We start from the raw sequence: 9,495 nt of genomic DNA on the forward strand, positions 1-9,495 counted from the left end.
GGTAGAAGGGAAGCCGGTGGTTGCGTTGCGGTCGGACGGCATGTTCGCGCAGGTTGATTACAACGCCGATGGCCGACACGGTATTTACGCCGTCAGATCGGCGCAACTGGTGCCCGTTCCCTTTGCACGTCTTGATGAGGCAAGAGGGGCCGGGACGATCGCCTATTGTGCCGACTGCTATTCCTCCCTTGCCGGGCCTGCGGACCGTGGATTGCTGGTGACGTGGAATGGAAGACGATGGGTGGATGGCATAGGAAAAGCCGTCGCTCATTGAGTTTGTGGGTGTTTCCAATGTTTGAAGATTTTTATCGCACTCTTTCCACGTTGCATTCGCGGCGATAAGATTTTTTCGATTCTGAAACGGAGTTGAGTCCCTGATGTCCACCCTGTCCCCGACTGCCAAAGGTTATATCATCACGTTGAGTTGTCCGAACCGTCCGGGGATTGTGGCACTGTTGAGCCAGGCGCTTTACGACGTGGGTGCGAACATTACTGAGGCGCAGCAATATGATGACGTGGGAAGCGGCACGTTTTTCATGCGCATCATGTTCGATATTGTCAAAGGCGGTGCCGATGAAAGCGGCGTGCGTGAGGCCGTTGCGAAAGTTGCTGAACAGTTCTCCATGAAATATCGGCTGAACTGCCAGTCCTATCGTCCGAAAGTCATGATGATGGTCTCGAAGTTCGATCACTGTCTGGTCGATCTTCTCTATCGCTGGCGGATTGGCGAGTTGCCGATCGATCCGGTGGGCATTATCGCAAACCACCCAGAAGAGACGTACAAGGATGTCGAATTTTATGGCATTCCTTTCCATTATCTGCCGATTACAAAAGAAACCAAACCCGCACAGGAAGCCAGAATTCTTGCGCTGACCAAAGAGGCTGGCGCGGAACTGGTGGTGCTGGCGCGCTATATGCAGATTCTGTCGAATGAGATGGCGGCGGCGCTTTCAGGGTGGTGCATCAATATCCATCATTCCTTTCTGCCGGGCTTCAAGGGCGCGCGGCCTTATCATCAGGCCTATGAGCGCGGCGTGAAGCTGATCGGCGCAACAGCGCATTACGTGACCAAGGACCTCGATGAAGGACCGATCATCGAACAGGATGTGGAGCGTATTTCCCATGCAGACCGCCCTGAAGACCTGATCCGTAAGGGACGGGACATCGAACGCCGTGTTCTCGCGCGTGCAGTGCGGTATCATATCGAGATGCGCACGGTCATGAATGGCAACAAGGCCATCGTTTTTACATCCTAATTGTTGTTGATAATATAACGATACTATGGATGTATTCAAAAAGTGTTTTGCGGTTGCGGAGGAGTATTGGCTAGGGAGTTACTGTTACTAACCTGATGGAAGCGGCGTGATGAGCAGTGACGTGCAAGGTGGGGCAGTTTTTCTTTCTCTTTTAGGTCGAGATTTTCTGTTTGATGACGCTGGTGGAAAAGACCAGATCGTAGCGCAAATACAGGATGGATCATTCGAGGCGCCTTTGCCTGCCATGATCATAGAATCCCTCTCTCGTTTGGGAGGGATTTTTATCGATGTAGGCGCCAATACAGGATTTTATACTGTGCTGGCTTGCAAGGCGTCGTCGACGGTCTCTGTTCTCTCTTTTGAGCCGTATCCGATTGTAAAAGAATCACTGAAAAGAAATATAGCACTCAATAATTTGGAAAGCCGGGTTCATATTTACGGCTTCGCCCTGAGCAACAGTGTCGGGGAATTTCCACTCTATGTTCCTGATGATTCCCACGGATTGATGGAAACAAGCTGTTCTCTGGAAAGCTCCTTCAAGGAGCACTTGAAGGGGACAGTTCGTGTGGAAGTGAAGAAGCTGGACCTGATGAATATAGTGGACCCGCTTTCAGTCATAAAGGTCGACATAGAAGGGCATGAACATGCTTTTCTGGAAGGCGCTGAAAAAACCATAAGGAAAAACCGGCCAATAATATTCTGTGAGCTTTTGTCAGGCGCACGAGTGGATTTTTATCATAATTTTCTGCCTTCCATTGGATATATTGATTTCAGACTGAGAAGAGACATGGTGATCCGCGATCAGATCACCCATTTCGACGAAGCCGCGTTGAATCATGCGCTCGTTCCTGTCGATAAGTTGCCTTTGTTTTATGACTGCTGCCGTGCGCAACGGCTGGAAGTGGTCGAACAGGTTGTTATCTGATGTGACGGCTTTGGTTGGTCCGTGGTCTAATGAGCTGATTTGGAATGACTTCTCGGGCAGAGATAAAGAAAGCCTCCCGACCTTTTCAATGAGGCCTCTGTTCTGCATGGTGGCAACAGTTTGCGGAACAGAGAGGTCGATACGTTCGGATGCCCTTTATTTTTCAGAAGTTACAGCGTTTGCGCCGTGAGGTTTTGGCGCGTTCATGAAACAGAATTCCTTGCTTATCACGGGTGCGGCGTCCGGCCTTGGACGCACATTCGCTCTTCGTACGGCTGGTCCGGGCGTTTCCCTTCATCTCATTGATTGCAATGCTGCGGGTCTGGAAGACACAGCCTCACGCGTAGAAGCGCTGGGTGCGCGGGTCACGCGACATGCTCTGGACGTGACGGATGCAGCCGCCATGCGACAGGCCATCGAAGCAGCCGAACATCTTGATCTGGTCCTGGCCTGTGCTGGCGTCACAGGCGGCGTTCATGACGGGATAGGGGGTGCGACGGAACCTTCTGAGCCGGAGTATCAGGTCCGTCGTATGGTGGATGTGAATCTGGATGGCGTTCTCAACACGCTGTTTCCAGCACTGGATGTGATGCGTCGGCAGCCTCGCGGCCCGGATGGCTATCGTGGCCGTATCGCCGCAATTTCCTCGATTGCCGGACTGGTCTCTTTCCCCGGCACGCCTTCCTACTGCGCGACCAAGGCGGCGGTGGATCGCTTTATGGTGGCGACCGGCGGAAACCTTCAGAAAGAAGGCATCCTGCTCAGTTCCGTGGTGTGCGGATTTCTGAATACCCCCATGGTCGCGACCAATGAGTTTCCCATGCCCGGACTGATGCAGGCGGCTGCTGCTGTCGAGAAGATTATGGTCGGGCTGGCGAAAAACAAACGCCGCATTGCCTTTCCGCGCTGGATTGTCGCCGGTTCCCGCTTCATGGATCTGTTGCCGATTTCACTTGCGGAACGGTATTACCAGAATCAGCCAACAGGAGCGGCGGGCAGCATGCCGCTGATTGAGAAAGCCGGGAGCGGGAGATGACGTCCAGACCACACGGTTTGATGGAAGACATCTCGGCTGCATCGGTCTGTCATCCCGTTCCGGCAGAACGCAAGACCATGTCGCTGGACCGTGTGTTCTGGAGCCATTTTTCGCCCAATCTCGGCCCGGGTGGGTGGGTGACAGGTGCGCTGCTTGTCAGTCTCGGGCTCGATTTTCATACCGGCGTGCTGGCCATTCTGCTTGGCAACCTGATCGGGGCGATGCCGGTCGCGTTGGCGGCTGCGATCGGGCCATCCACGGGCCTCACCCAGATGGAAGCGTCGCGTCTGGCGCTTGGAACGCTGGGTGTTCGGCCGCCTTCTTTCCTGAACTGGCTTTATTGCGTTGGCTGGGACGCCGTGAACAATGTTCCGGCAGCGGCGGCCCTGATAGGGCTCCTGTCTCTTTGCGGATTGCCGACGCCCTTCTGGCTGGCCCTTGGTGTGCTGGCGACAATCCAGATGGTGGCTTCGATTTATGGACATCATGTGGTGCAGGCACTTCAGAAATATCTGGGTGGCGGCCTGCTGATTGTTTTCGCCGCTATCGGCATCACGTTCGCGCTGCGCGGTGGTGGCATGGTCCACGCCACGCATCCCGTCAGTTTCGCCACCTTTCTTCTGGCAGTCGGAATTCTGGTGAGTTTCAATCTGTCTTGGTCGACCTATTCTTCCGATTATACCCGTTACCTGCCTGCTGACACCGAGCCGAAGCTGGTGGTGAAACTGGCGTTGGCAGGACTGCTGCTTTCCGCAGTGCCCTTCCAGATTCTGGGCCTGCTCACGGCAACCAGTATCTCCGAACCTTCTCCGACGGCCGTGATCGCCAGTCTGCAACACGCCATGGGACCGCTGGGGCCACTTGCACTGGCGGCCATTGCCCTTTCCTCGATCACGGGGAATTCGTTCAATGACAACACGGCCAGCTACAGCCTGATATCGGCTGGCATCCATATTTCCCGTGTGGCGGCGGCGATTATCACTGCCTCATTGGGCTACGTGCTGGCCGTTGCCGGGGCTGGCCGTTACGCTTCGCTTTACACCGATTATCTGCTGGTCACGATGTATTGGATCGCGCCATGGTGCGGCATTGTTCTGGCTGACTGGTATATGAGCGGGACAGGGCGCACGGCTTACGGTCAGGATCAGTTGCCGCCACAGGGCTGGACACGCGGGGCGACCATCTTCGTGGTGACTTCCGTGCTGACCGTCCTGCTGTTTTCGACCAGTTCGCTTTACACAGGCCCGATCGCGCGCTGGCTTGGTGGGGCCGACGTGGGATACTATGTCGGCTTTCTGGTCGCGGGACTATGGTATGCGATGGGTCGTCGAAAGGACCAGCGGCTCACAATTTGACGTGCGCCGGAAATATGACCCAATTTACGGGTTCGTTGGTATCAGCGTGATGCGAGCATTCTGAAAGTCGTGCGAAGGAGCAGCCATGAGAAATCCGTATCGTAAACCGCTGAGTGTGGCGCTTGCGCTGGCCGTCTGCCTTGGGGGGCACCTTGCGGAAAGCCGTCAGGCAAAGGCGCAGACCGTGGCATCCGGTGGAGAATCATCCGGTGCCTATCAGCCGCCTCCGCAGCCAACGGAACAGCAGATGGCGGCGATGCGGAAGGATGTGCAGACCGCTGCATCCTACGCGCTTCCCTCCGACTTTTTGCCACGCATGATCACGACGCTTCAGGCGCTTCAGAATGCAGGGTTGCAACCGCCGGCGCCAAGCGGGCAGAGTTCACTGGAAGATACGATCCGTCGCGTTGAAGCTGTGCCGGGCATTGAGCCGGTTCTCAGGGCGCAGGGTTTCACACCCCGATCCTTTGTCATGGGTCTGACCTGTTTCGGCATCACCTACGCCATCACATCCAATGCGCAGAACGCCCAGAATGCGCCGGCTCTCAATCCGAACAATGTGCGTCTCCTGCAGGCCAATCCGGATGCAACGCAGGCGCTGATTCAGGAAATGAGCAATCAGCCACAGCAAACTCAGTAAGGGTTGGTGGCACGTTCGATTTGCAGAGATTTCTGCATCAAGAAGGTTTGACGCACGCATCATAACCGAGTAGTGTCCGCGCACCAGCACTTTGGTGCTTGGAGGGGTGGCCGAGAGGCTGAAGGCGGCGGTTTGCTAAACCGTTATACGGGTAACCCCGTATCGAGGGTTCGAATCCCTTCCCCTCCGCCATTTTCCTTAAAAATCCAATCTTCTGATGGTGTGCGCGGTTTCGCGTCAAGCGCGGCATTTGCAGCCATAGCTGACACCCGTCTGCTGCAATGGCATGACATTGCCCGCATCGGGGGACTGTCATAAACAGGCGCGCAGGGAGCTTCTCCCAACATCACCGACGGGGCTGATAAGGGAATGAAACGCGCACTGACATTGGCATCAACGCTGATTCTATTAAGCGCCTGTTCAGGGCATACGCGATTGACACCCCGTCAGGAAGCGCACCGCGACCAATCGAAGCTTCATAGTTGCAATGAAATTTCCGATCGGGTCGCGCGCGGACGTTGTCTTATGGCGGAGTCCAGACGCCATTACCTGTATGAGCATCCCCCCGGCCAACGCACCAGCCGTCGCTGATCTGAGATAGTCACTGAAGTAGTGGTGTGTTCCATGAAGGAAAAGATTCCCATGAAGAAGAAATCATGCATCGTGCTACTGATTGCCGGTATTGTGCTGTCGCTGCTTGGTGCGCATGTCTGGAAAATTGTGCGGCCACTTGCCCGATTGGTGTGAGGTAACTTTGATGAAACGCATCGCTCTGCTGTTTACTCTTGGTGCGTTTCTCTCGGCCTGCTGCCCAAAACCCGATCCGAACAATCTCCCTGTCGATGGCTCGATCAAGTGCAATTTCGACCATCTTCCCGGTCAGAAAACGACCTGTCCGCTGCTGCACTGAGAGTTGGATACGTCGTTATTTTCGCTGCTTCACAACCGAGAAGGCGACGGAAAGCGTTCATCAATATGCGGCTGCGGACTACCCCATCCGGTAGGCGGAACAGGTGGCTGGCCGTGATGCCCCAGCCTGTGCTGGGGGCCGTAGCCACTTGCACAGCCGACTGAGAGCAGAAGGACGACACTCAGCAGCGTAATGTGTTTGATCTTCATCTCGGTGACCTTCCGATTGCGAGCGGCAAAACATTTTGGTCATTCAGAGATCAAGGAAGGGAGGGGAAGTTGATTTTGCCTCGGTTCTTTGAGCCGAACGTAAAAACGGCTTCATCGATTGGTCTGTAATGGGCAGGCTACCGTGAAACCGGTTTGTCGCGCCCATGATTAAAGGCAGACATTCCCTGTGCAGCACAATTAAAATCGACGTTGTTAAATAAAGTTTTCGTCCGTTCCCATGTGGCTCCAGCCGGACCGGCTCAAGGGAAAAGAAGTACCATCCCGCCGCACAGCTTTCAGGCCCATGCCTGCTGGCTCAAATCGTCCGATGCGCGTGACCGGAACGCCACGAGCAGAGCATCTTGCCTGCAACTGCACGGATTGTTCTTCAGGCACCGCAAGCAGCAGTTCATAGTCATCGCCGCCAGTGAGGCAGAGTTCGCGCAGGCCGTCATTCGTTACAACAGCGCGGGCGGCGTCCGACAGAGGCACCGTGTCCACGTCAAGCCGAACGCCCAAACCGCTTTCGCGGGCCAGATGCGCGGTGTCCTGAACAAGCCCATCTGAAACATCCATCGCCGCATGAGCGATATTTCCCAGCTCCAGACCAAGGCGTGGGCGGGGAAGGTGGTAGCGTTCAGTCAGCCAGCCTGTTGGGTCGGGAAGCTCTCCAAGGAGCGCTTTCAGTCCTAATGCCCCGTCACCAATCGTTCCGGTGACCCAGAGTCCATCACCCGCCTGTGCCCCATTGCGGCGAAGCGCCTTTCCCGGGGAGACGTCCCCCAGAATGGTCAGGGAAAGAACCAGCGGGCCGGTTGTGGAAGTTGTATCACCCCCGAGCAGGGAAACGTCGAAAAGCGCCTGATCCTGTTTCAGCCCGGCTGTGAAAGCGGCAAACCAGGCGTCATCGTGACGTCCATCATTTCTGGGGCAGGAGAGTGTCAGCAGCCAGCCAAAAGGCCGGGCATCCATGGCGGCCATGTCGGAGAGATTGGTGCGAAGCAGCTTGCGACCGATCGTATCCGGTGGATCGGTGGGCAGGAAGTGCACGCCTTCCACCATGGCATCCGCAGCCACGACCAGTTCGCGATCGGGGCGAGGCCTGAAAACGGCGGCATCATCCGTGAGGCCAAGTGCCCCTTCGCCAGCAAGCGCAAGAAAATGTCGTCGTATGAAAGAGAACTCTTCCGGCAGGGCCGGAAGGCTGCTTTCTTCAGATCGCCTCGTCATCCGGCGCGACCGTTTCGCTCTCATTCTCGTTTGTGTTCACGGCCGGAGCATCTTTTGCTGCTTTCAGCCGCTTGACCAGTGTGTCGAGAACGCCATTCACCAGTTTCGGTTCATCGCCAGAGAAGAAACCATGTGCCACATCAAGATATTCATTGATGAGAACATTGGGCGGCGGTGCATCAGGTGCTTCCATTTCGCCTACTGCGACCGCGAATAACGCGCGGAGAACCGGGTCCAGTCGGTTGACCGGCCATGATGCCGGCAGCACTTCCGTCAGCAGTTCGCAGACATGCTCGCGCTTGGCTGCGCCCTGTCGCGTCAGCTTTGTGAACAGCGTGACATCAGCTTCCGGAATGTAGCCATCCTGATAGGTTTCGCCTGAAAGAGGCGTGCCGAAGCGGTGCTGAACGAACTGGACAATTACCGTATCCGGCTGGTCATTGCTCTGTTCGATCTGAAAAAGTGCCTGAATGGCCGCAACACGCGCCGCCGTCCGCGGGCGCAGGGCCGAACTCAGTCGTTCATCTGAATGGACCAATGATCGTCCTCCTGCCAAATCGTTACCCAAGGCGGGGGTAAATGACGGCTTTGACGCGCAAGGTCCAGCCTTTCCTTGCGTCGGGCCTGTCATTTTTGTTCTTTGTTACGGTGATCGTCTATGCGGGTGAGGATTTCCGAGAAATCCTTGGTCTCCCGGAAGTCGCGGTAAACGCTGGCAAAACGGACATAACCCACCGCATCGATTGCATGCAGGGCTTCCATCGCCAGTTCGCCAATAAAGGGCGTGGCAATTTCATTTTCCCCTGAGGCTTCGAGCCGTCGGACGATACCGCTGACCATCTGTTCGATCTGTTCATCGGACACAGGACGCTTGCGTAGAGCGATGCGGATGGAGCGGGCCAGCTTTTCGCGGTCGAACGGAGCTCTCCGGCCGTCTGCTTTCGCCACGACCAGTTCCCGCAGTTGCACGCGTTCGACGGTGGTGAAGCGCTGACCACAGGTCGCGCAGGCGCGGCGACGGCGAATGGACGTGCCGTCTTCCATGGGACGGCTGTCTTTCACCTGAGTTTCGGCTTCGCTGCAGAACGGGCACCGCATCGTTTTCTTGTCTCGTTTCCTGAAGGGGCTGCCGCTCTCAGTCAGCAACCCGAAATCTGCCATGCAGGACAGGCGTGTGACTATGTGCCACAGGTCAGTGGTATAGCGTAAATAACGAGGAGAGTCCCAATCGGGGGAAGGAGAGCGTGGTGGTGAGAAAACTGCGGGTGACAGAGAGCGTGCGACGCGGTGCGTATGGAGCACTGATGCTGACTTTGTTCACAACCGGGACGGTGGCGTGGGCCGAAACGCCGCTTGATGAAAATCTGCACCCGGGCAATGCACCTGGCCAGACGCACGCTGTTGATGACGTGGATATCCATGATGGATGGGTGCAGCATGTCGGGCATGCTGGCGACATTGTGGCGGCCTATTTCGCTATCGAGAACCGCTCTGAAACCGCGCATCTGGTCGACAATGTCTCGTCCCCCTTCTGTTCGACAATCATGGGATACCATTCGGATCTCGAAGTCGATTCGATGACCCGCATGTTGTTCCAGCATCTGACCCTGCCACCGCAGCAGGTGTTGGTCTTTCCACCCGGGGGATATCATCTGGCCTGTCGGATTGCGCCCGGAAAGACCATCACGCCGGGGATGAAAATTCCGCTGACATTTCACTTGCTGGGCAGTTCGGCCAAGACGGTGGAGTTCGAGGTCAGGGAAGGCAAGACCTATCCGGCGAATCGTTAAGTGATTTTTTTTCTGCAATAGCTAAAGCCACTTTTCTGTGGCGTGAGCTTGTTTGGGATAAAATTAAGTATCTATTGTATTGGTGGGAGAATTTTCTGAAAAATTCTTTGCTCCTGCGTATGCTGAATGAATGTTGCTTCAAGT

Annotated in this window: 12 protein-coding genes and 1 tRNA gene; 9 read left to right on the forward strand and 4 right to left on the reverse strand. The window is 55.8% G+C overall.

The annotated features are described in order from the left end of the window. The 8 genes from ABF824_RS14345 to ABF824_RS14380 all read left to right on the forward strand — a co-directional run. The coding region (locus tag ABF824_RS14345; protein ID WP_415489685.1) for a hypothetical protein at positions 1–274 on the forward strand (274 nt) is incomplete at its 5' end. Between the two features lie 103 nt (positions 275–377). After that, positions 378–1,256 (forward strand): formyltetrahydrofolate deformylase, encoded by an 879-nt coding sequence (gene purU, locus ABF824_RS14350; RefSeq protein ID WP_415489686.1) that lies wholly within the window; start codon positions 378–380, stop codon positions 1,254–1,256. A gap of 109 nt (positions 1,257–1,365) precedes the next feature. Then, entirely contained in the window at positions 1,366–2,181 is an 816-nt protein-coding gene (locus ABF824_RS14355; RefSeq protein ID WP_415489687.1) for an FkbM family methyltransferase, read from the forward strand. Between the two features lie 205 nt (positions 2,182–2,386). Continuing rightward, positions 2,387–3,217, forward strand: a complete 831-nt coding sequence (locus tag ABF824_RS14360; RefSeq protein WP_415489688.1) for an SDR family NAD(P)-dependent oxidoreductase — start codon at positions 2,387–2,389, stop codon at positions 3,215–3,217. After that, positions 3,214–4,572, forward strand: a complete 1,359-nt coding sequence (locus ABF824_RS14365) for a purine-cytosine permease family protein (RefSeq protein WP_415489689.1) — start codon at positions 3,214–3,216, stop codon at positions 4,570–4,572. Before ABF824_RS14360 ends, ABF824_RS14365 begins: the two co-directional genes overlap by 4 nt. Before the next feature lie 85 nt (positions 4,573–4,657). Then, positions 4,658–5,212, forward strand: coding sequence for a hypothetical protein (locus ABF824_RS14370; protein WP_415489690.1), 555 nt, complete (start codon positions 4,658–4,660; stop codon positions 5,210–5,212). 100 nt (positions 5,213–5,312) lie between these two features. Further along, positions 5,313–5,404: transfer RNA gene (locus tag ABF824_RS14375), tRNA-Ser, on the forward strand. Positions 5,405–5,969: 565 nt separating this feature from the next. After that, positions 5,970–6,122: a hypothetical protein gene (locus ABF824_RS14380; RefSeq protein ID WP_415489691.1), complete on the forward strand. Its 153-nt coding sequence runs from the start codon at positions 5,970–5,972 to the stop codon at positions 6,120–6,122. Between the two features lie 29 nt (positions 6,123–6,151). Here ABF824_RS14380 and ABF824_RS14385 read toward each other — a convergent pair whose 3' ends face one another. The 4 genes from ABF824_RS14385 to nrdR all read right to left on the reverse strand — a co-directional run bounded on the left by ABF824_RS14385 (position 6,152) and on the right by nrdR (position 8,659). Next, on the reverse strand, positions 6,152–6,331 hold the full coding sequence (locus ABF824_RS14385) for a hypothetical protein (RefSeq protein WP_415489692.1): 180 nt from the start codon (positions 6,329–6,331) through the stop codon (positions 6,152–6,154). 213 nt (positions 6,332–6,544) lie between these two features. After that, positions 6,545–7,561 carry a thiamine-phosphate kinase gene (gene thiL / locus ABF824_RS14390; RefSeq protein ID WP_415489694.1) on the reverse strand — a complete coding sequence of 339 codons (1,017 nt, stop codon included), beginning with the start codon at positions 7,559–7,561 and terminating at the stop codon, positions 6,545–6,547. Then, entirely contained in the window at positions 7,545–8,099 is a 555-nt protein-coding gene (nusB, locus tag ABF824_RS14395; RefSeq protein WP_415489695.1) for a transcription antitermination factor NusB, read from the reverse strand. The genes thiL and nusB overlap by 17 nt, the downstream gene beginning before the upstream one ends. Before the next feature lie 89 nt (positions 8,100–8,188). Continuing rightward, on the reverse strand, positions 8,189–8,659 hold the full coding sequence (gene nrdR / locus ABF824_RS14400; protein WP_415489696.1) for a transcriptional regulator NrdR: 471 nt from the start codon (positions 8,657–8,659) through the stop codon (positions 8,189–8,191). A gap of 149 nt (positions 8,660–8,808) precedes the next feature. Between nrdR and ABF824_RS14405 the strand changes: the two genes are divergently transcribed. Then, positions 8,809–9,351: a copper chaperone PCu(A)C gene (locus tag ABF824_RS14405; protein WP_415489697.1), complete on the forward strand. Its 543-nt coding sequence runs from the start codon at positions 8,809–8,811 to the stop codon at positions 9,349–9,351. The last annotated feature ends 144 nt before the right edge of the window (positions 9,352–9,495 follow it).

It is taken from the genome of Acetobacter sp., from assembly GCF_047721705.1.
Taxonomy (GTDB): Bacteria; Pseudomonadota; Alphaproteobacteria; order Acetobacterales; family Acetobacteraceae; genus Acetobacter.